Here is a 22,432-nt window from a genome sequence, read left to right as displayed (position 1 = left end):
AATTGCCAGTGGCTAGCCGAAAGACTCTCTCCTAGAGTAATTTTGTTGCTCCGGCATCGGATTTTTTTTGTTCTTCCGTCTTGTGCGACGCTAAATTTTCTGGCATTTGGAGGAATAGGACAGCAGTGCTGTCTCATGTGCGCCCTCCGAAAGGCTCTTTGTGCCGGCGCGCTGGCAGTTCAGGAGGCGCGGCAGGCGGTGTTGAAGGCGATGAAGCCGGACAGCCGCCCACTATGAAGGGGCGTCCGCGTAAGTCGACACGTCACTTCTCCGACATACAAAATTATGACGCTGAACAAGCGGGTTGCGCGGCCAAAGGTGAGCCGTCCTGAGTCAACCGCCGGCATTGGCGCCCCAGGTGGAGAAAAGCGATGACGGAATCGATGCCGTCCGTATCGACTGGACCTCTGTCCGCTGAGCAGGCGGGCGTGAAAGCCGCCCAGCACAGGAGCTTCCCCGTCTTGCCTCGCGCGCAAGGCCTCTACGATCCTCGCCATGAGCATGACGCATGCGGCGTTGGGTTTATCGCGCATATGAAGGGCCGAACGTCGCACACCATCGTCCAGGACGGGCTTGCGATGCTGGAAAATCTCACCCATCGCGGCGCCGTGGGCGCCGACCCTCTGGTGGGCGACGGCGCCGGCATCCTCGTGCAGATCCCCGACCGCTTCTTCCGCGAGGAGATGACACGCCAGGGCATCGACCTGCCCGCCCCCGGCTGCTACGGCGCGGGTCATTTCTTCATGCCGCAGGATGCGGCGCTGCGGAGGCACATCGAGGAGGTGATCGCCGATGTATGCCGGTCCGAGGGGCAGGTGCTTCTCGGCTTCCGCGACGTGCCGGTCGACAATTCCTCCCTTTCGGCAGCACCGGAGATCGTCGCGTGCGAACCCGTCCACCGGCAGGTCTTCATCGGTCGTGGCGTGAACATCGCCGATGACGAGGATTTCGAGCGCCGTCTTTATATCGTGCGCAAAGTGATCTCGAACCGTATCTATGAGGAGACGAATGGCCGCGACAATGGCTTTTACACGGTGTCGCTCTCGGCGCGCACCATCGTTTACAAGGGCATGTTCCTCGCCTCCCAGCTTCGCGCCTATTACCGCGACCTCTCGGACCCGCGCTTCGAGTCGGCCATCGCTCTGGTTCACCAGCGTTTTTCGACGAACACCTTCCCCTCCTGGAGGCTCGCGCACCCCTATCGCATGGTCGCCCACAATGGCGAGATCAACACGCTGCGCGGCAATGTGAACTGGATGGCCGCGCGCCAGGCCTCCGTGGACTCCGAATTGTTCGGCAACGACATCTCAAAGCTGTGGCCGATCTCTTATGAGGGTCAGTCGGACACGGCCTGCTTCGACAATGCGCTGGAGTTCCTGTTCCAGGGCGGATACAGCCTGGCGCACGCCATGATGATGCTCATTCCTGAGGCCTGGGCCGGCAACAAGCTGATGAGCCCCGAGCGGCAGGCTTTCTACGAGTATCACGCTGCCCTCATGGAGCCGTGGGATGGACCGGCGGCCGTGGCTTTCACCGATGGAAGACAGATTGGCGCCACCCTCGACCGCAATGGCCTCAGGCCGGCGCGCTTTATCGTGACCGATGACGACAGGGTCGTCATGGCGTCCGAGGCCGGCGCCCTCGCCGTGCCGGAGGAACGCATCGTGGAGAAATGGCGCCTACAGCCCGGCCGAATGCTGCTCATCGATCTTGCCGACGGGCGCATCGTTTCCGACGACGAGTTGAAGGCCAAGCTTGCTGTCCGGCATCCCTTCCGCGACTGGCTGGACAACACCCAGCTTATCCTGGAGGAGCTGAAGCCCGTGGCTCCGCGTGCGCTGCGCCAGGATGTCTCCATGCTCGACCGCCAGCAGGCCTTCGGTTATTCGCAGGAGGACGTGCGCATGCTGATGCCGCCCATGGCCACGACCGGCCAGGAGGGTATCGGCTCGATGGGCACGGATACGCCGATCTCGGCCATGTCCGACAAGCCCAAGCTCATCTACACCTATTTCAAGCAGAACTTCGCGCAGGTCACCAATCCGCCGATCGATCCGATCCGCGAAGAGCTGGTGATGAGCCTCGTCTCCTTCATCGGCCCGCGACCCAACATCTTCGATCTCGTCGGCAGCTCGCGCCGCAAGCGGCTGGAGGTGCGGCAGCCGATCCTGACCAACGGGGATCTCGAAAAGATCCGCTCCATCGGCCACACCGAGGACCGCTTCGACACCAAGACGCTCGATGTCACCTATTCCGCCCTTGAAGGGGCGGCGGGCATGGCTGGCGCGCTGGACCGGCTTTGCGAGCGGGCGGAGGCGGCGGTCGCCGGTGGATACAACATCATCATTCTGTCTGACCGGCAAATCGGGCCGAACCGCATTGCCATTCCGATGCTGCTCGCCACGGCGGCGGTGCATCATCACCTGATCCGAAAGGGCTTGAGGACGGCCGTGGGCCTGGTGGTGGAATCGGGAGAGCCGCGCGAGGTGCATCACTTCTGCTGCCTCTCGGGATATGGCGCAGAGGCGATCAACCCCTATCTGGCCTTCGACACGCTGATCGACATGCACGCGCGCGGGGAGTTCCCGCCCGAGGTGGATGCACACGAGGTCGTCAAGCGCTACATCAAGTCCATCGGCAAGGGCATCCTCAAAGTGATGTCCAAGATGGGTATTTCCACCTACCAGTCCTATTGCGGCGCGCAGATCTTCGATGCCGTCGGTTTGAAGTCGAGCTTCGTGGAGCGCTACTTCACCGGCACCGCTACCACGATCGAAGGCGTCGGGCTGGAAGAGATCGCGGCCGAAACCGTTGCCCGCCATAGCGCAGCCTTCGGCGACGACCCTCTACTGCGCAATTTCCTCGATGTGGGCGGCGAGTATAACTACCGCATGCGCGGCGAGGACCATGTGTGGACGCCCGATGCTGTCGCAACGCTTCAGCATGCCGCGCGCAAGAACTCCTGGCGAGACTACGAGGAATTCTCCAAGCTCATCAATGGCGAGACTGCCCGCGCAAAGACCATCCGCGGCCTGTTCCGTATAAGGGAAGCCGCAGACACCGGCCGCTCCCCCGTCCCTGTCGAGGAGGTCGAACCGGCCGAGGAGATCGTGAGGCGCTTCTCCACGGGCGCAATGTCGTTCGGCTCGATCTCGCGGGAGGCGCACACGACGCTCGCGCGCGCCATGAACGCCATCGGCGGGAAGTCGAACACCGGCGAGGGTGGCGAGGAGGCCGACCGCTTCCTGCCCCTGCCGGACGGCAAGCCCAATCCCGAGCGTTCGGCCATCAAGCAAGTGGCGAGTGGCCGCTTCGGCGTGACCACCGAATATCTGGTGAACGCCGACATGATGCAGATCAAGGTGGCGCAGGGGGCCAAGCCCGGCGAGGGCGGCCAGCTTCCCGGCCATAAGGTCGATGCCACCATCGCGAAGGTGCGCCACTCGACCCCGGGCGTGGGCCTCATCTCGCCGCCGCCTCATCACGACATCTATTCCATCGAGGATCTGGCGCAGCTCATCTTCGACCTGAAGAACGTCAATCCCGCGGGAGACGTTTCGGTCAAGCTCGTTTCCGAGGTCGGCGTGGGTACGGTGGCCGCGGGCGTGGCCAAGGCGCGGGCGGACCACATCACGATTGCCGGCTATGACGGCGGCACGGGCGCTTCGCCGCTCACCTCCATCAAGCATGCGGGCAGCCCCTGGGAGATGGGCCTTGCCGAGACGCACCAGACGCTGGTGCTGAACGGCCTGCGAAGCCGCGTGGCGCTACAGGTGGATGGCGGCCTGAGGACGGGCCGGGACGTCATTGTCGGTGCGCTGCTCGGGGCGGACGAGTTCGGCTTCTCCACTGCGCCGCTGATCGCGGCGGGATGCGTGATGATGCGCAAGTGCCACCTCAACACTTGTCCCGTTGGCGTGGCAACGCAGGACCCTGTTTTGAGAAAGCGCTTCAAGGGAGCCCCGGAACACGTCATCAACTATTTCTTCCACGTCGCGGAAGAGGTGCGGCAGATCCTTGCCCGGATGGGCTTCCGAAAGCTCGACGAGATCACGGGCCAGTCCGACCTGCTGGAAAAGCGTCAGATGGTCGAGCACTGGAAGGCGAAGGGCCTCGATTTCTCCCGTATCTTCTTCAAGCCGGAAGCTCCGCGCGAGGCAATCCGCTGGACCGAGCGGCAGAAGCACCCGATCGAAGATGTTCTCGACCGCAAGCTCATCGCGGCTTCCATGCCGGCGCTGGAGGGCAAGAAGCCGGTCACGCTCGAGTTCAGGATAGGCAACACCGATCGCACGGCTGGCGCGATGCTGTCTGGCGAGGTGGCGAGGCGCTATGGCCACAAGGGCCTGAAGGACGACACGATCTCAGTCCGTTTCCAAGGCACCGCTGGCCAGTCCTTCGGCGCCTTCCTTGCGCGCGGCATTTCGTTCGAACTTACCGGGGACGCGAATGACTATGTCGGCAAGGGTCTGTCCGGCGGACGTATCGTCATCAGGCCCTCGGACAAAGCGAAAATCGTGCCGGAACGCTCGATCATCGTAGGCAATACCGTCCTCTACGGCGCCATCGAGGGTGAGTGCTACTTCCGCGGCGTGGCGGGCGAGCGTTTCGCAGTGCGCAATTCTGGCGCGGTGGCGGTGGTCGAAGGCGTGGGCGATCACGGCTGCGAGTACATGACCGGAGGTCTTGTCGTCGTGCTCGGCAAGACAGGCCGCAATTTCGCCGCCGGCATGTCGGGCGGCGTCGCCTATGTGCTCGATGAGGAAGGCGATTTCGCCGAGCGCTGCAACATGGCTATGGTCGAGCTGGAGCCGGTGCCGGATGAGGATGACATCCTGGAGAAGCTGCATCATCACGGCGGCGATCTGGCCCATATGGGCCGGGTGGACGTCTCCGGCGACATGACGCGCCACGACGAGGAGCGGCTCGCCCATCTGATCTCAAATCACTATCGCTATACGGGCTCAGACCGCGCACGCCTGATCCTCGACAACTGGGCGGACTACCGACCGAAGTTTCGCAAGGTGATGCCGGTCGAATATCGCCGCGCACTGGAGGAGATGGAGCGCATGCGCATGGGAATCGCTGCCGAGTAAGCCGGGGGCATCTTCAGGAACAAGGAAGCAGCATGGGCAAGGTTACAGGGTTTCTGGAAATCGACCGGCAAGAGAACAAGTACCAGCCGGCCTCGGACCGCATCCGGCATTTCCGCGAATTTACGCTGCCGATGTCGGAGCAGGAGGTTTCAAAACAGGCCGCCCGGTGCATGGATTGCGGCATTCCCTACTGCCATGGGCCGACCGGATGCCCGGTCCACAACCAGATCCCGGACTGGAACGATCTCGTATACCAGGGAGATTGGGAGTCGGCGATCCGCAACCTTCACTCCACCAACAATTTCCCGGAATGGACGGGGCGCATCTGCCCGGCACCCTGCGAGGAAGCCTGCACGCTCAACCTCGAAGACGTGCCGGTGGCCATCAAAACCGTCGAGCAGGCGATTGGCGACAAGGCCTATGAACTTGGCTTCGTGCGCCCGCAGCCACCGGAAAGGAAGACGGGCAAGCGCGTCGCCATCATCGGTTCCGGACCCGCGGGCATGGCCGCGGCCCAGCAGCTTGGCCGCGCCGGCCATGAGGTGCATGTCTATGAGCGCGAGAGCAGGCCGGGCGGCCTGATGCGCTACGGCATCCCTGACTTCAAGATCGAGAAGCGCTTCGTCGACCGCCGGGTCGAGCAGATGCAGGGCGAGGGCGTAACCTTCTTCTGCGGCGTCAATGTCGGGGTGGACAAGCCCGTGACCGCCTTGCTCGTCGAATACGACGCCGTGCTTTACTGCGGCGGCTCGGAGAAGCCGCGCCCGGCAAGCATTCCCGGCGTGGAACTCAGCGGCGTACACGACGCTATGCCCTATCTTGTTCAGCAGAACCGCCGCATTGGCGGAGAGGATATCCAGTCGGCGGCCTGGCCATCGGAGCCCATCCTTGCGGGCGGCAAGCATGTCATCGTGGTGGGTGGCGGCGACACGGCATCGGATTGCGTTGGCACCGCCTTTCGGCAGGGCGCCGTGCGCGTCACCCAGCTCGATATTCGCCCGAAGCCGCCTGAAAAGGAGGACAAGCTCACCGTCTGGCCTTACTGGGCGACGAAGATGCGCACGTCGTCTTCTCAGGCCGAGGGCGCGGAGCGGGAGTTCCAGGTTGCCACGCTGGCGTTCATCGGCGAGGAAGGGGAGTTGACCGGCGTTCGCTGTTGCCAGGTGGACGAGCATCGCCAGCCGATCGCCGGAACGGAATTCGTCATCAAGGCGGATCTCGCCTTCATCGCCATCGGCTTTGCCGGCCCCATGGTGACAGGGGTGCTTTCCGAATTTGGCGATACCCTTTCAATCGCTGTCGACCGGCGCAACTCCACTTATATAGTGGCCAACGACCAGGATTACCGCACAAGCGTGGATCGCCTGTTCGCCGCCGGCGATGTTCGGCGGGGGCAGTCGCTGGTGGTCTGGGCAATCCGCGAGGGCCGGCAGGCCGCCCGCGCCATTGACGAGTTTCTGATGGGAAGCACCGTGCTGCCGCGATAGGCCGTCTCGCTGCGGAACGCTCCGCGGCGGCTGCCGTTGTCATGGGGCAACGTAGACTGCGTGCCCGGTGCTGCCTAAAGTAGCGCATGACTAAGCCGAAGCGGGCCGCCGAAGGCACAAGCCTGCAGAAGAAGGAATAAGTGATGACGCTAAAGGTCTATCTATCCGGTGAGATCCATACCGACTGGCGCGAACAGATCATCACGGGCGCAAAGGATCTGGATATCAGCTTCGACGGTCCGGTGACCGATCACGAGGCAAGCGACAATTGTGGTGCCGCGATCCTCGGCCCCGAGGAGAACAAGTTCTGGCACGATCGCAAGAGCGCCCAGATCAACGCGATCCGTATCCGCCGGGGCATCGAGCAAGCCGACGTGGTGGTCGTGCGCTTTGGCGAGCAGTACCGGCAATGGAATGCAGCCTTCGATGCAGGCGTTGCATCGGCGCTGGGAAAATCGCTCATCATTTTACATGGGCCCGAACATCAGCATGCACTGAAGGAGATTGATGCGGCTGCCCTTGCAGTTGCGGAGCAACCCGAACAGGTCGTCCAGATCTTGCGCTATGTTCTGACGGGCACACTGCCGTGATATAAAGCCTGCGCCCTTCTCTGCCTCATCTTCATGTACAAGGCAGGGAGGAAACATCTGGGAATTGTGCCTGCCGTTCCAAGGCGCTCCAAGAAGGCGGGCAGCAGTGGCTTATCATCTCCGCAACTTTCTGCGCGAGGGCTATGATGCCGTGCATTTCTCCGTCGTTCTCAGCATATTCACGGCCTCGTGCTGGCTGAGGTAAACCCCTCCATTCAGATGTTTCAGGAATTCCGTCCCCTTGAGCCTGTCCATGACCGGCCCCTTCACCTCCGAAAGGTGGAAGCCGATACCGGAATCGGAGAGCCGGCGGTTGATTTCTTCCAGACTTTCCAGTGCAGAAGCATCAATATCATTAACGGCCGAGCACATCAGGATGACATGCTTCACCTCGGGACGTTCGGCGACGTGCACGGCGATCGTGTCCTCCAGAAAGCGTGAATTGGCAAAGTACAGGCTCTCATCCACGCGGATCGAGAGGATCTCGGGGAAGGTGATTACCGTGTGCCGGTCGACATTGCGGTAATGTTCAGTGCCGGGCACCTGCCCGACAATTGCGCTATGCGGCTTGCTCGTCCGGTAAAGATGCAGCAGCAGCGAGAGCAGGACCCCCGCTACAATGCCGAGTTCGACACCCCAGCAGAGCGTCGTGACGATCGTCGCTGCCATGGCTGCAAAGTCGGATTTCGAATAAGCGAAGACCCTGCGAACCGCGCCGAAATCCACCAAAGAAAGCACGGCGACGATGATCGTGGCAGCCAGCGTCGCCTGGGGCAGGCTCGCCAGCAGCGGGGTCAGGAACAGGGCGGCGAGAGCGATCCCGACGGCAGTAAAAACGCCGGCCGCTGGCGTCTGGGCGCCGGCATCGAAATTCACCACGGACCGCGCGAATCCGCCGGTGACCGGATATCCTGAAGACAGCCCGGCGGCGATATTTGCTACTCCCAGTCCGATGAGTTCCTGATCGGGATCAATGCGCTGGCGTCGCTTGGCGGCGAGCGTCTGTCCCACTGAGACCGACTCCACGAAGCCCACCACCGAGATGAGAAATGCCGGGACAAGCAGAGTGGAGACAAGGTCGAGAGAAAAGGAGGGCATGCCAAAGGACGGCAATCCTTGGGGAATTTCTCCGACCAGAACGACACCGTGCGTACCGAGGTTAAGCCCGGCTGCAAGCCCAATGGTTGCCGCGACCGCGACTATCGGCGCGGCTTTGGCAATCATATCGGCAAGCCGCGCCGGGAGGCCGGCAGCGATCAGCATGGATTTAAGAGACTTGCGGGCGAAAAACAGGAATATCAGAACGCCGGTTCCGATGGAGAGCGTTGCCGGATTGATGGCGGTGACCTGACCGAAGAGCGACGAAAGAATTTCGGGGAGGGTGCTTCCGCCTCCCGGCACGCCAAGAATGTGGCGAACCTGTCCAGCAGCGATCAGCAGGCCGGAAGCGGTGATGAAGCCCGAGATGACCGGGTGCGAAAGGAAATTGGCAAGGAACCCCAGTCGGAAAATACCCATTACGACGAGCATACCGCCCGAAAGCAGAGCCAAAACAATCGCAGCGCCGAGGTAGTCGGGAGTGCCTTCTGCGGCAATCTCGCCGATTGCTGAAGCTGTCATCAGGGAGACGACGGCTACCGGGCCGACGGCCAGCGTGCGGCTGGTACCGAATATTGCATAGGCCACCAGAGGCAGGATCGAGGCGTAAAGTCCCACTTCGGCTGGCAGGCCAGCCAGCATTGCATAGGCAAGCGATTGCGGGATCAGCATGATCGTCACGATCACTGCCGCAAGAAGATCGCTTGACAGTGTCACGCTGTTATAGGCGTTGGCCCACTGGAGGAACGGGAAATAACGATTGATCATGAACAAGGACGCCGGCACGAGGAGAACTCTAAAGCGGACGGTGTTGCCCGGGGAGGCAAGGCGATTTACAGCCCGGTTGAGGATTAAGCGGCGGTGAACTTAGGCACCGGATCAGCAGTCCCTTGAGGCTAGGGCAAGCGCATTCTCCTATTCCTCCGATGGATAAGTTTTGCGGCTAGGGCGCTCTGGCAGGGGATGCGAATAGCCCTTTGCTGTTTGTAATTGGCGGCATACCGAGGAATGCAAGCTGGCTCAAGCCGAGCTCGCTCCATGTGTCTCCAGCCTCTGCTGAGTACAGCGGGCAAGCACAACCCGCAAATCAGCCGAACATCAACGTCCCGGCACGACGGAAGACGAAACAGACAGACCAAAACGGATGCAAGCGGGAGCCGATGGCGATGAACATGCCGGCCCAGCGGTTTGCGGAGACGATGGTCCCGTCTATTTGCAGAACAGTTGATGCATGGTGTGGATGAACGTCTCGATCCGCGGGTCAGCCAAGCGATAAAATACCTGTTTGCCTTCCTTGCGTCCGGCGATGAGCCCTGCCTCGCGCAATTCGCCAAGCTGTTGCGAGAGGCCGGGCTGGCGAATGCCGAGCCCATCCTCCAGCTCCCGCACTGATCGCTCGCCCTCGACGAGTGCGCAGGCCACCAGCAAACGATCCCGGTTGGCCAGCTTCTTGAGAAAGGCCGTGGCTTCCCCGGCCTTTCCCTTCAGTTCCCGAGCTTCATCCGCAATCAGTGTCATCCCATTAATCGCCCCAGGCTGCGCCTTCCAGCAGATTCAGCGGAATCTTCAGGTAGCGGCGCCCGTTGTCCTCAGGCTCGGGCAAACGTCCTGCATTGGTGTTGATCTGCAGGACGTGCAGGATCAGCTTCGGCATGGGAAGCGTCTTGTCCCGGGCCTCGCGTGCCTTCACGAACTCCTCCTCGGTCTTGTAGACCGACATGTGGATGTTCGTTTCCTTCTGCTCCGCGACAGTGGATTCCCACTTCGGTTCCCGTCCTCCCGGCTGATAGTCATGGCCGGTGAAAATGCGGGTTTCGTCAGGTAAAGCGAGGATGTCCTGGATCGACTTCCATAGCTGCTTCGCACTGCCGCCGGGGAAATCAGCGCGGGCTGTTCCGGAGTCTGGCATGAACAGCGTGTCGTGGACGAAGGCCGCATCACCTATGACATAGGTGATCGAGGCCAGCGTGTGCCCCGGCGAGAACATCACCCTCGCGCCGATATTCCCGATCTTGAAGGTTTCACCGTCCGCGAAGAGCTTGTCCCATTGGGATCCGTCCGCCGGAAAGTCAGGCCGGTTGTAGAAATCCTTCCACAGCTTCTGCACCTCGGTGACCTTCTCGCCAATGGCGATGGGTGCACCCGTCTTTTCCTTCAGATAGGAAGCGGCAGAAACGTGATCCGCATGAGGATGGGTGTCGAGAATCCATTGAACGTTGTAGCCTTTGTCGGCGATGAACTTGAGTATATTGTCGGCATGAGTAGTAGCCGTCGAAGCGGATTTTTCGTCATAGTCAAGCACCGGATCGATTATGGCGCACGTCTTTGTTTCCCGGTCGGCAACTACATACTGGATCGACCCAGTGCGCTTATCGTAGAACCCTGTGACTTCCGGCCTAGCTGTCATGATTCGTCCTCTTGTTCTTACTTGTGTCCGCTAAGCGGATGACACCAAGTAGATATGTTTGCATTTTATTGCAAGCGTTATTTTGAAATCATCATCGCTGCGGCTACGAGGCTGTGCTGAGCCAGCCTACCACAGGAGCAGGCCAGCAAGAATGAGGGCGCCGTAAGCAGGGCGATCGGAACGCGCTCCGTCCTCGCACGCGCGGTGCTGCAACCCGCAGTAGCGGGTGTAGAGCATTTTCAGCGCATTACGTGTGATTTTTGATGCGGACCAGATTGTCTTGCCCTCACGCCGGCAGTCCCGCCGTGACAAACTGCGGCTACGGTTAAATACGCGTCTTCCGCCTGCGACGATGTTGACACAGTCGATGATCTTGACATAAGCGAAATAAAGTCATAAATGCGGATGATGGCGTCTTATGATATCAAGTATTAATGTCTTGTATACTTGAATTGTGTCTTGAGCGTGTAGTGAGATTATTTTTGATGAAGCGGAATTTCGCTCGTTTCGTATGTGGCATGCTGTAAATACTTTGAGATTTGAGAGATATACATTTCCGGGTTGGTAACGCTTCGTCGGGAATGTCGTCGCTTTGATCGACCGACGATCTCCTGCTACATGCATATTGACTGTAGCTATCCGGCAAAGACGCTGTTGAACTCTTTGGGTCGTCGAGCTGCAAAATTGCAGGCGGTCACCTTGATGCTCGCCTCTGGCCGTCGATCAGTAGATCTTCACGCCACAAGCGCGGCGAATCCTCCCGCGCGGTAAACGGCAGGCTACTTAACAGCAATGCGCCAGAGCTGAAGGCTGCGGCAAACTGCATTCACCCCGGCAATCCGTCGGCGCGATCAGGGAAGAACATCTCCGCATCCAGCGGACGGCGACTAAAGGCCGGAGTGATTTGCGGATTTTTGGCTTAACGGTTTGATGAGGCATGTATGACAACGGCAGAGACAAGCAGGGAGCAGAAGATCGCGTATCCGATCCACAGGGCGGGAAGGGTCTTTGCCACGAAGCTGGCCTCGCGCGAAGCCATCGTCACCTGTCTGCTCCTGCTACCGGCCGTCCTCTTTCTCACCGGTGGATTTGTATTCCCGCTCATCAAGCTCTTCACGCTAAGCCTGGAAAGTGAGGGCGGCACGCTGTCGGCCTATCGCGAAATCATCGGAAGCGAGGTTTTCCGCGCCGTTTTCGTGCAGACACTGATTCTTGCTGTAACCGTCACGGTGATTTCTGTCCTGCTCGCGTATCCGGCAGCCTATCTTCTTTCCCGGCTCAAGGACGGATGGCTCACCTTGGCCATTTACTGCGTGCTGGTGCCTTTCTGGATCAGCGTGCTTGTGCGCACCTTTAGCTGGATGTTGCTGCTGGAGCGCAATGGGCCGGTGAACTCTACGCTGATGTGGCTCGGCGTTACCGACCAGCCGCTGAAACTCCTGTTCAATGACTTAGCTGTCCATCTTGGCATGATTCACGTGCTGCTCCCATATGCGGTGCTGCCGATCTATGCCTCCCTGCTGAAACTCGATCCGCGCTTGCTGCAGGCAAGCAACGGACTCGGAGCCTCCGGGTTGCAGACGTTTCTTCGGGTGACCCTTCCGCTCACTGCCGCTGGCGTTGCGGCGGGCGCCACGTTCGTTTTCCTGCTTTCACTCGGCTTCTACATTACGCCGATGCTTCTTGGCGGGTTCCACAATCTCACGGTTGCGATGCTGATTGACAACTTTGTCAATGAGCGCCTTGTCTGGCCGCTTGCCGCGGCAGCATCCTTCATCCTCCTGTTTATCATCCTTGTAATCCTGGCAGTAGCAGCACGCTTCCTGTCGATCGGGCAGATGCTGGTGACGCGATGAGGGAGCGTAGTTACGGCGCCGGCTTTGCTCAGGTGCTTGGCGCGCTTGTGCTGGCCTTTCTGGTGCTGCCGATTTTCGCGGTCGTGCCGGCCTCTTTCAATCGATCTTCCTTTATCAAGATCCCTCCGCAGGCGCTTTCAACCCGCTGGTATGAAGCTTTTTTCAGCGATCCGGCCTGGCTGGCTGCGATTTTGACCAGCACGAAGGTTGCGCTTTTGGCGACCTTCATCTCCCTCGTGATCGGCACCTTGGCAGCGCTGGGACTGGAGCGGGTCGAGGCGCGCACAAAGGGCCTTTTGACAGGGCTGATGCTTGCGCCGCTGATCGTGCCGGTAATCATGACGAGCATCGCGCTCTATTATGTCATGCTGGACATCGGCCTGCATGGCAGTGTTCTGGGGCTGGCGCTGGGACATACCCTGTTATGCATGCCCTTCGTGGTCCTGAATGTCGGGATCTCCTTGGCGCGCCTTGATCCTTCCTTGCCACGAGCTGCAGCAGGGCTTGGGGCAGAGCCGCTTTACATCTTCCGCACCGTGACGCTGCCGGCGATCAGGCCGGGGTTGGCGGCCGGCGGAGCCTTTGCGTTTATCACCTCCTTTGACGAAGTCGTGATTTCGATCTTCCTTTCCGGTGTCAGCGCGAAGACGCTTCCCATTCAGCTTTGGGAGCAGATTCGGATCGAGTTCACGCCCGTCGCTGCTGCCGCCTCCACCGTAATCCTGATTGCCACAGTGCTGCTGTTCCTGCTGGTCCAGTTCATCCGATCAAGAGGTGCAACCTGAACATGAGAGATTCTGCACAAGGCAACCCGATTTTCTTCAATGAGGTAAGCAAGAGCTTTGACACGGTTCAGGCGCTCCTGCCCACTTCGCTGAAGGTCGGCCCCGGCGAGTTCTTGACGCTTCTTGGACCATCGGGAAGCGGGAAGACGACGCTGCTCAACATCGCCGCCGGTTATGTTTCTCCGGATAGGGGGCGGGTCCTGTTGGGAAACCGCGATGTCACGCATCTGCCGCCGCGCCACCGCAATATCGGCATGGTGTTCCAGAACTATGCGCTGTTCCCGCATCTGAACGTCTTCGATAACATTGCCTATGGGCTGAAGGTCCGCCGCATACCGGAGGCAGAGATCCGCACGCGCGTGCGCGCTGTTCTTGCCATGGTCCAGCTTGAGGGCTTTGAAGAGCGTAGGATTCAGCAGCTTTCCGGCGGGCAGCAGCAGCGCGTCGCGCTCGCTCGCGCCATGGTGATCAGGCCTGATCTTCTGCTCATGGACGAGCCGCTCAGCGCCCTTGATCGCCAGTTGCGCAAGCACGTGCAGCTTGAGATCCGCCGGATCCATAACGAGCATCGCCGTACGACCATCTACGTGACCCATGACCAGGAAGAAGCGCTGGTCATGTCAGACCGTATCGCCGTCATGAGCCAGGGCCGCATCGAACAGGTGGGCACGCCGACAGAGCTTTACCGGGAACCGAAGAATGTCTTCGTCGCAAGATTTCTCGGGGAATCGAACCTGCTGCCCGTTGAAATCGCCGAGCGGTCGGGACGCGAAATCTCATATCGGGTTGAAGGTGAATCCCGCATCTGGAGCATGCAGGCGCATGATGGCATGCCGATGAGGAATGATCGCGCTCTCCTGCTCGTCCGACCGGAAGATCTTACACCTGCGCCCGAGAACGAGCCTGGCATCGAGGCTGGAGTCGAAGAGGCCGTCTATCTCGGCGAGCTCACTGCACTCAAGCTGGAACTTGCAACAGGGCATTCCGTCTGGATGCGACAGATGGGCCTGCCTCCTGTGCGTGAGGGAGAAAAGATGCGGATCCGTTGGCATCCGCAGAACGTCCGCCTGCTCAAAGATACTGGGCGGGCGGCATAATAGTAGAAGGAGTTTACCATGATGAATCGCCGTACATTGATCAAGTCAGGCACCGCGCTTGGCGCCGCAGCGATCTTGCCGGCCGGATTCGGCGCGACCGCGATCGCGCAGCCTTCTCGGCCATTCACATTCTGCTCGTGGGGAGGCGCCCTGCAGGAAATGGAGAAGACGGCCTTCATCGAGCCATTCTTTGCCGAGCGGGGCATGAGATTTGCCGAGGATTCGCCGACCAACTACGCGAAGATCAAGGCTCAGGTCGAGGCTGGAAACGTCGAATGGGATCTCGTCTGCGTTGGCGGTCAGTGGATGTATCAGGCCAAGGATCAGAATCTAGCGGAGCCGATGGACTATAGCGTCATCAGGAACGACGACCTTGCGGATGATTGGAAGGCTGAATTCGGCGTTTTTACCAGCACAGGTGCAACGGTCGTAGCCTACAACACAGACGCCTTCCCGGAGGGGAGGGAGCCGAAATCCTGGGCCGACTTCTGGAATGTCGAGGAGTTCCCCGGTCCGCGCAGTCTCTACTCGCGCATGCACTACAATTATGAAGCGGCTTTGAGGGCAGCCGGTGTTCCGGCAGACGAGATCTATCCGGTAACGGAAGAGAAAGTGCGGTTGATGTTCCAGAAAATGGAAGAAATCAAACCGCACGTCGCTGTTTGGTGGAGCTCTGGCGCGCAAGCGCCGCAGCTTCTGTCGACGGGCGAGGTTGCAATCGCAATGGCGTGGAACGGTCGCATCCTCGATGCGCAGAGGGAGGACGCCCCTGTTGCCATGACGCTGAAGGATGGCATTGCATGGGGGAACGCCTTCATCATTCCGAAGGGTTCACCCTACAAGGACCTCGCTATGGAGCTGATCAACTATGCCATTTCGGAAGAGGCCCAGGACCGTCTCATTCCCATGGGCATTTACGCTCCGGTTCTAGAGAAGTCAGCGGGCAAGGCCACGCCGGATCAGGCTGGCCAGATGATCACCCACCCTGACAATATCAAGGACGCCGTGATCTTCAACGACGAGCAGTCTGCCATCTACCTCGACCGATATGAGGCAGAGTGGCAGGAGTTTCAGCTCAAGCGCTGATTGAACCTGCGGACGAGGCCCAAGGGCCTCGCCCCCTCGTGAGCCTCTTTCATTTCGCGTTGTTGCAAGTCGACTTTGAACGAGCGCTTACCATTGAAGGGTGCCGCCGATTGACTGCCGGAAGCCGATCACACCGATCCCGCCGATGCTCCCCGCGACAGGAACAATTCGCAGCCGCATGGGTTGGATCTTGCGCCGCCTTGAAGCGCTGCGCAACTGCAGCCGGGTCGGGCAAGAAGGCTGATGTACTGACCCAACCGCCATTGCCGGCCTCCCGCGTTAGAGCCCTTCGGGCGACAGAATCGAGGCTGCCTAGCAGAGGAGGTATGGAGATGTCGCTTGCGCGCTTCCGGAGGTCACGAATGGTAGTTCTCACCCCAAGGTCGACCGCGTATCAGGCGGCGCGAGCGATGGCCGACAACCATATCGGGGCCGTTCTCGTGGTCGACAAGCAGGCAATTGCCGGCATCGTTACCGACCGCGACCTGGCGCTTGCAGTGCTCGGTGGCGCCCTCGATCCGGCTACACGGCTGTCGGAGATCATGTCTGAAGAGGTGGTCACCTGCGACATCGGTTCCGACCTTGGCAAGGTCGTGGAACTCATGCAGCAGCATGCCATACGGCGTCTCCCGCTGGTGGAGGAGGGCAGGCCCGTTGGTCTTGTTACATTCGATGACCTCGTTGTGGACAGTTCCCTGAGCCTTGAGGAGTTGCGCAACATCGTAACCGCCCAGCTTGAGGTGGAAGCTCCGCAAAAGCCTGCAGGAAGCCTGCACCCGAGCGCCGCGCAGACAGCACAATCACGCACGCGTGCATTGATGCGGGCAAAAGCCCGTGCCGAAGCGACCTATGGCCGTTTCCTGCAGGAAGTGGCAGACGCGACGGGGCTCGAACGCCAATCGGCGGAAAAGGCGTTATATGTTGTCGGCTGCATGCTCTGCCGCCGCTTAACGCAGGATGAGGCGCGCGACCTGATCGCGCAATTGCCGTCCTTGCTCCAGCCACGGCTTCAAGAATGCGCCGATGGGCCGGATCGGAACGTCTCCACCGAGGTTATTGAAGACAAGCTGAGTGAAACCATCGGCTCGGACCCGCAAGACGCCAACCGGGTTCTTCTAGCCATTTGCAGGGTGATCTCCAACAATGTGTCCGCAGGACAGATGGAGGAAGTGCGTGGGCAACTGCCCGAAGAAATGAAGCCGCTGTTCGGCGCCGTGAATTGATTGCAACAGGCCGATATCACGCGAGCAAGAGCGAAAGCACAATGAGGAAAGTTTGGAAATGGACGCACTAGAGCGGGATTACCGGACTGTACTGTTGGCAGATCATGAGCCGCCCTGTCTGTCGCTGTACCAGCCGACATTCCGTTCGTTCCCCGACAGGCAGCAGAACAAGACCCGTTTTCGCAACCTTGTAAAGGAACTGGAGCAGTCCTTACGGCAAAAATACTCAGACCGGGAGAGCGAGCCGCTCCTCCGTCCATTTCATGAACTGACGGAGGATACAGAGTTCTGGCATCATCCTCGCGACGGGCTTGCGATCTTCGCAACCGTAGATATTTTCAAGGTTTACCGGCTCCAGCGCCTGGTCGGGGAAATGGCGATAGCAGCCAACTCCTTCCATGCAAAGCCCCTCATGCGCATTCTGCAGTCGGCCGATCGCTACCACATCCTCGGGCTCAATCGCGAGGAGGTTCGTCTGTTTGAAGGAAACCGTTACGCTCTGGACGAGGTTGAAACAGGGCCTGGCTTCCCGCGGACAAGCGATGAGGTAGTAAAAGGTCGAGATGACGATCCGGAGCAAAGGAACAGAGCCTACGGGCCAGCCGGCCAAAACGTTCAACATGGCACCGACAGTCGACAAGCCTTTCTGGATGCTCAGATGGAACAGTTCTTCCGCATGGTGGATGAAGCGGTTCTCGAGGAGTATTCGCAGCCGTCGAAAATGCCGTTACTGCTGGCAGCATTACCGGAGCAGCAGCCTCTGTTTCGTTCTGTGAGCAACAATCCGTATCTGATCGAAACGGGGCTCGACGTTCATCCCAGCGCATTATCGATCGAAGAATTGCGCGAGCGTGCATGGCAGCTTGTCCTTCCCATATATCTCAACCGCCTCGGCCGGCTTGTCGAGCAGTTTGGTGCATCAAGATCAGAAGAGCGCGGTTCGGCGGATGTTGCTGAAATTGCAAGAGCGGTTGTCGCGGGACGCGTTGAGACCTTGCTTGTCGACGCAGACCGCGTGGTTCCAGGGCGCTTCGACCCTGACACCGGTGCAATCGAGTTCGCGAAGCTGGACGAGCCTGGCGTCGATGACCTGCTGGACGATCTCGGCGAGCATACGCTAAAAACGGGAGGCGAAGTGGTCATTGTTCCGGCGGAGCGTATGCCTACAGATACGGGCCTTGCAGCAATTTACCGCTTTTAGGGCGGGTCTTCGCGTCAGCTGGAAGCATCGCTTACGACAGTAGGTACCCGGACCGACAGGACGCCGTGCCGATTTATGCGGCGTCCCTTGTTCCTTTCCTCCGGGCCGATAGATACAGGGTGGGTCGTGCTTCGTGGCCGGCGGAGGGAATGTAAAAGGAATGATCGGGTTAATTATCGTAGAGTATAGAAAAGGCGGGCGTTAGGCGTAAAAATGTTCAGAGATTTGCTGGATGAAATAGACAACTACTCTGCCGAGCCTGAGCGGTATTTGGACGTACCATTTGTCCCCACCGATGAAGAAGCGGTGGATGCGATGCTGAAACTCGCGAAGGTGGGTTCAAAAGACGTCCTTTATGACTTGGGCTCTGGCGATGGGCGTATTGTGATTGCTGCGGCGAAAGAAAGGAACGCGCGCGCCATCGGCGTTGAAATCGATCCGGTGCGCATTGCAGATGCGATGGAATATGCTGGTTGGGCCGGGGTGGAGTATCTTGTCGACTTTATCGAGGAAGACATCTTCACCGCCGATATCCGGGAAGCCACGGTGGTCACGCTCTATCTCCTGGAGTCGGTTAATGCGCAATTGCGGCCGCGGCTGCTGAACGAACTCCGTCCGGGCACCCGCGTCATCTCTCACGCCTTCCACATGGGCGACTGGAAAGCGGACGATTGGATCAAGTTGAACGGCACAACCATTTACAAGTGGATCGTACCGGCAAAGGTAGCGGGCGTATGGGAGTGGAAAAGAGCGAATGGCGAACGCTATCGCGTCAAGTTGCGGCAAAAGTACCAGGAAGTCTCGGGCGAGGCCTGGCTGGGCGATAAGAAGCTGCATGTGGAGAGTGCGGAATTATGTGGGCCACGCCTGGATCTGGAACTTCAGGAAGACAAGTTCGGCCCGCCCATGCGCTTCAGGTTGAATTTCCCAGATCACCGCCTCCACTCAGTAGCAGTCAGGTAGCAAGCGGCTGCGTTCTTTATCAGCCGCCCTTTGAACAGGCTTGAATTAAAGCAAATTCCTGAGGGTTGAGCTTGATTTAACGGGCTCACGCCGATTTCATCCCACAGTCGCAAAGTGCAAGAAGCTCAGTAGCTGATTTCGCGTTCCTGGCGTGTGGCCTTCAACCAGGAGCCAGTCGATGCCGGACTAGGAGCGCACGCACACTAACACTCAGCTCCTTTGCGAACTAGAATGAGCGTCTGGCAAGATCAGCCGTAGGGTTCAGTTCGGCTACGAAAACGGATGAATCAACCATAAGTACCGGCGAGGAAATAAGAGTTTTGACCCCGGGCGAACTGCAGGCAGCAGCTCGCATCCTGGCGCAGGGTATGCGCGACAACCCCAACCATCTGAAGGTGTTTGGCAGGCAGACTGCACGCGGGCAAAGGCGACTGCTACGCTTCCTGAACTGGGTTGTCCGCTACGTCCACTCGAATGGCCGATTGCTGGGCGCATATGCGCAAGGTGAACTGGTCGGCGTATTGGGAATGATGAAGCCGGGCGGCTGCCGTCCCTCGCTGAGAGACGTGCTGAGCCTCGTTGGCACCATCGTGACGAGCAATCCACCGACGGGAACATTGCGCATCCTGCGCTGGCTCAAAATCTGGGGGCGCAATGATCCGGTTCAGCCGCACTGGCATCTCGGGCCTTTAGCTGTGCATCCGGCATTTCGACGGCGCGGAATTGGTCGCCGTTTGATGCTCAAATGCTGCCAAGATGTCGATGCGGATGGCACCACCGCCTATCTGGAGACGGATTTGGAAGTCAATGTCGCCTTCTATAAAACGCTCGGCTTTGCCATAGTCCGGCAGGAAGATGTCCTCGGCGTATCCAACTGGTTCATGAGCCGGCCACCGAAAGAGTAGAACCCTTGGCCGCTCCATGGGTGGATCATGCACCCGAATACTCGGGTGCAGACCTGCGGACCTTGGACTAGGTCGCGGTAAGAGAGCTGCCTTCCGGCTGCTCAATCAACCGAATGCCACGCGGTCAACATACGGCGCAACGTCGCGATGACGATGAAGAGCGAAAATCCAATCAGGGTAAGCAGAATGATCAGCACGAACAACCGATCCGTCTGGAACGCGTTCATGGTGGCAACCGCGAGATAACCAAGCCCCTCGCTACCCCCCAGATATTCCCCGACCACGGCACCGATAGTCGCCAGAACGATTGCCATCTCCATTCCAGCGAGAATGGCGGGAAGCGCGCTGGGGATCTGAAGCAGCATGATCCGCTGGAAGGGGTTGGCCCGCAATGCCTTGAAGACGTCCTTGTGCCCGTCTTCGACGGAGCGAAGGCCAAGATGAGTATTTACCATAACGGGGAAGAAGGCGATCACCGCGGCAACTATGATCTTGGAAGCCGGCCCGAAACCAAACCACAGCACGAAAAGGGGCACAAGCGCGACCTTCGGTACGACCTGGCTCGCCACGATAAACGGGTGCAAGGCGCGCTGGATGATCGGCGAGACATAGATGAGCCAGCCGAGAAAGACGCCCGCGACCGTCGCAATCGAAAACCCAGCCAGAATCTCCCATAGCGTTATACTGAGATGGTAGAACGTGCTCCGCTCCGACATCACATCGAAAAACACCGCGAGGATTTGGGTGGGAGCTGGAAGTATCAGCGCGGGCATGCCGGAAAGGCGGCAATAGGCTTCCCAGATGATGAAGGAGCCGGTAACCGATACGATTCCGGGCAGGGATTTCTGAAGACGGGTCATGCCGTTTGATCCAACTGTGCGCGCAGTTCGCTTGCGATTGCCTGAAATTCGGCTGTCCCTTCGAGGCTGACCGGACGGGGCCGCTCGAAGGGAACCTGGGTGATGCTGCGGATGCGGCCGGGGCGCGCACTCATCACCACTATTCGATCAGCCAACATCACGGCTTCGGAAATTGAATGAGTGACAAGTACAACAGTTGCCCCTGACGCCATCCAGAGGCGCTCCAGCTCCGAATTAAGGCGCGTACGCGTTAGTGCATCCAGCGCCCCAAAGGGCTCGTCCATGAGCAAAAGGGCCGGATCGTCCGCAAGCGCACGGGCGATCGCCGCGCGCTGTTGCATACCTCCGGACAACTCACGCGGCCATCTACGTTCAAAACCCGCCAGCCCGACCTTATTGCAGAGCTCTACGGCTCTTTCGCGCCTTTCCTGCTTGCCAATGTGGCGCAACCGCAGCGGTAGCGCCACATTGTCCTCAATGGTCATCCACGGCAGGAGGTTTGACTGCTGAAAAACGAAACCAACCGTATCCCGTCCATCCGGGCCGGTAGTCAGTTTCAGCGTCCCCTCGCTGGCGGATTGAAGTCCCCCGATGATGCGCATCAGGGTGGTCTTTCCGCAACCGGACGGTCCGATGAGCACTAGGAACTCGCCAGGCTTAACCTCAAGATCCACCGGCTCCAGCGCGCGCACGTCGCCAGAACGCGAATGATATGTTTTGCCGAGTCCCCGGCAGCTAATCGAAATCGTCATTGGTTCACGTGATGCATCAAAGCTGTTCGGAAAAGACCGTCGTGTAAGCTCTCGAAGCGTCACCCGCTTCAACGATGCCCGCAGCGGCCATCTGCGCCCAGCCTTCTTCCCATACCTCGGGATAGATCCGCAGGACGTTCTCGCTACCCTTCGACAACCAGACCTGCTGCTCGGCACGTAGCGACGCGAGCGCGGTATCGGGGTCCCTCAGCTCTGGAAAATCGAACGGCTCCATAAGCTTGAGGGTTTCTTGGCCATCCGTATCGGCTTCGATCGCCTGGATCGCCTCTTTCGCCGACCGCAGATAGCCAAGTAGCATGTCGCCATGGTTGTCGATGGTCTCCTGCGTGGCGATATAGGCCTGGCCCGGGATAGCTACGAACGGATCCACCTGCATCACTGCCATCGGTGCATCGATAGCCCTCAGGTTCGACACCACCGACAGGTCACAGATAAACGCGTCGATCCTGCCAAGCTTGACAAGATCGAAGGCGCCAGGGGAGTTGCCCACAACCTGTCGCCTGACCTCTTCTTTCGGTATTCCGGCGCCTGCAAGCACGATATCCACCGTGTCTTCCGAGCCGCCACCGGCCGAGACAATGCCGACGGTTTTGCCTGCCAGCTCTTCCGGCGTGTTGATGGGGGCATCCTGCGAGCTGATGATGTGCCAGGTCGACGACTGAGAGACCGTGGCGATAGCGCGGATCGGCGCATCGCTATTTGCGATTGCGCGCACGATGTCTATGCCGCCTGTGCGTGCAACCTGCACCTGACCGGCGACTAGCTGTTGAACAGCGGCAGCCGAGCCTGTTCCGCCAATGATGTTCACTTTCAGACCGTTCTTTTCAAAGAGACCTGAAGTGGCTGCTACATAGTCGGGCGCATAAACGACAGAGTGGCCGAACGGCGTGATGTAGGAAATCTCCTGCAACGATTGGGCAAGCGCCGGCACTGACCGTGCCACAAAGGGCGTTGCAAGAAGTCCTGCCGTAAAATTTCTGCGATTGAGCTTGAGGGTCGGCATTG

The 22,432-nt window shown here is 59.5% G+C and carries 17 protein-coding genes; 11 read left to right on the top strand and 6 right to left on the bottom strand.

Annotated elements, in window-relative coordinates; translation table 11 throughout:
• Window positions 1-371 precede the first annotated feature (371 nt).
• From gltB to HUS57_RS08295, 3 genes are all read left to right on the top strand, one after another.
• Complete coding sequence (gltB, locus tag HUS57_RS08305; protein WP_173932651.1) at window positions 372-5,096, top strand: glutamate synthase large subunit; 4,725 nt, start codon at window positions 372-374, stop codon at window positions 5,094-5,096.
• A 32-nt stretch (window positions 5,097-5,128) separates the two neighbouring features.
• The gene (locus HUS57_RS08300) at window positions 5,129-6,583 is read left to right on the top strand and encodes a glutamate synthase subunit beta (protein ID WP_173932650.1); all 1,455 of its coding nucleotides are present in this window, start codon (window positions 5,129-5,131) and stop codon (window positions 6,581-6,583) included.
• A 143-nt stretch (window positions 6,584-6,726) separates the two neighbouring features.
• Window positions 6,727-7,173 (top strand): YtoQ family protein, encoded by a 447-nt coding sequence (locus HUS57_RS08295; RefSeq protein WP_173932648.1) that lies wholly within the window; start codon window positions 6,727-6,729, stop codon window positions 7,171-7,173.
• A gap of 141 nt (window positions 7,174-7,314) precedes the next feature.
• On the opposite strand, the gene sulP is transcribed toward HUS57_RS08295, so the two are convergent.
• The 3 genes from sulP to HUS57_RS08280 form a co-directional block, all read right to left on the bottom strand.
• A complete protein-coding gene (sulP, locus tag HUS57_RS08290) occupies window positions 7,315-9,039 on the bottom strand; it encodes a sulfate permease (protein ID WP_173932646.1) in 1,725 nt (574 codons plus the stop codon).
• A 441-nt stretch (window positions 9,040-9,480) separates the two neighbouring features.
• Window positions 9,481-9,789: a metalloregulator ArsR/SmtB family transcription factor gene (locus HUS57_RS08285; RefSeq protein ID WP_173932644.1), complete on the bottom strand. Its 309-nt coding sequence runs from the start codon at window positions 9,787-9,789 to the stop codon at window positions 9,481-9,483.
• Between the two features lie 4 nt (window positions 9,790-9,793).
• The gene (locus tag HUS57_RS08280; protein ID WP_173932643.1) at window positions 9,794-10,678 is read right to left on the bottom strand and encodes an MBL fold metallo-hydrolase; all 885 of its coding nucleotides are present in this window, start codon (window positions 10,676-10,678) and stop codon (window positions 9,794-9,796) included.
• A 941-nt stretch (window positions 10,679-11,619) separates the two neighbouring features.
• Between HUS57_RS08280 and HUS57_RS08275 the strand changes: the two genes are divergently transcribed.
• The 8 genes from HUS57_RS08275 to HUS57_RS08240 all read left to right on the top strand — a co-directional run bounded on the left by HUS57_RS08275 (window position 11,620) and on the right by HUS57_RS08240 (window position 19,794).
• On the top strand, window positions 11,620-12,534 hold the full coding sequence (locus tag HUS57_RS08275; protein ID WP_173932641.1) for an ABC transporter permease: 915 nt from the start codon (window positions 11,620-11,622) through the stop codon (window positions 12,532-12,534).
• Window positions 12,531-13,319, top strand: a complete 789-nt coding sequence (locus HUS57_RS08270; protein WP_173932639.1) for an ABC transporter permease — start codon at window positions 12,531-12,533, stop codon at window positions 13,317-13,319. The genes HUS57_RS08275 and HUS57_RS08270 overlap by 4 nt, the downstream gene beginning before the upstream one ends.
• Before the next feature lie 2 nt (window positions 13,320-13,321).
• Window positions 13,322-14,416: an ABC transporter ATP-binding protein gene (locus tag HUS57_RS08265; RefSeq protein ID WP_173932638.1), complete on the top strand. Its 1,095-nt coding sequence runs from the start codon at window positions 13,322-13,324 to the stop codon at window positions 14,414-14,416.
• Window positions 14,417-14,434: 18 nt separating this feature from the next.
• Window positions 14,435-15,502 carry an extracellular solute-binding protein gene (locus tag HUS57_RS08260; RefSeq protein WP_173932635.1) on the top strand — a complete coding sequence of 356 codons (1,068 nt, stop codon included), beginning with the start codon at window positions 14,435-14,437 and terminating at the stop codon, window positions 15,500-15,502.
• A gap of 362 nt (window positions 15,503-15,864) precedes the next feature.
• Window positions 15,865-16,725 (top strand): DUF2267 domain-containing protein, encoded by an 861-nt coding sequence (locus tag HUS57_RS08255; protein ID WP_173932633.1) that lies wholly within the window; start codon window positions 15,865-15,867, stop codon window positions 16,723-16,725.
• Window positions 16,726-16,783: 58 nt separating this feature from the next.
• On the top strand, window positions 16,784-17,926 hold the full coding sequence (locus HUS57_RS08250; protein ID WP_173932626.1) for a hypothetical protein: 1,143 nt from the start codon (window positions 16,784-16,786) through the stop codon (window positions 17,924-17,926).
• Window positions 17,927-18,139: 213 nt separating this feature from the next.
• On the top strand, window positions 18,140-18,889 hold the full coding sequence (locus HUS57_RS08245) for a class I SAM-dependent methyltransferase (RefSeq protein ID WP_173932624.1): 750 nt from the start codon (window positions 18,140-18,142) through the stop codon (window positions 18,887-18,889).
• 320 nt (window positions 18,890-19,209) lie between these two features.
• The gene (locus tag HUS57_RS08240) at window positions 19,210-19,794 is read left to right on the top strand and encodes a GNAT family N-acetyltransferase (protein WP_173932622.1); all 585 of its coding nucleotides are present in this window, start codon (window positions 19,210-19,212) and stop codon (window positions 19,792-19,794) included.
• Between the two features lie 101 nt (window positions 19,795-19,895).
• Here HUS57_RS08240 and HUS57_RS08235 read toward each other — a convergent pair whose 3' ends face one another.
• Genes HUS57_RS08235 through HUS57_RS08225 form a run of 3 tightly spaced genes read right to left on the bottom strand, consistent with a single transcriptional unit; the run spans window position 19,896 to window position 22,430 of the window.
• Window positions 19,896-20,654 (bottom strand): ABC transporter permease, encoded by a 759-nt coding sequence (locus HUS57_RS08235; RefSeq protein WP_173932620.1) that lies wholly within the window; start codon window positions 20,652-20,654, stop codon window positions 19,896-19,898.
• Window positions 20,651-21,406, bottom strand: coding sequence for an ABC transporter ATP-binding protein (locus HUS57_RS08230; protein ID WP_173932618.1), 756 nt, complete (start codon window positions 21,404-21,406; stop codon window positions 20,651-20,653). Before HUS57_RS08230 ends, HUS57_RS08235 begins: the two co-directional genes overlap by 4 nt.
• 16 nt (window positions 21,407-21,422) lie before the next feature.
• Window positions 21,423-22,430: an ABC transporter substrate-binding protein gene (locus tag HUS57_RS08225; RefSeq protein ID WP_173932616.1), complete on the bottom strand. Its 1,008-nt coding sequence runs from the start codon at window positions 22,428-22,430 to the stop codon at window positions 21,423-21,425.
• Window positions 22,431-22,432: the final 2 nt, after the last annotated feature.

The sequence above is a fragment of the Chelativorans sp. Marseille-P2723 genome, assembly GCF_902809845.1.
GTDB lineage: Bacteria > Pseudomonadota > Alphaproteobacteria > Rhizobiales > Rhizobiaceae > Chelativorans.
The sequence above is the reverse complement of the archived record's forward strand: the minus strand, read 5'-3'. Positions and strand labels throughout refer to the sequence as shown.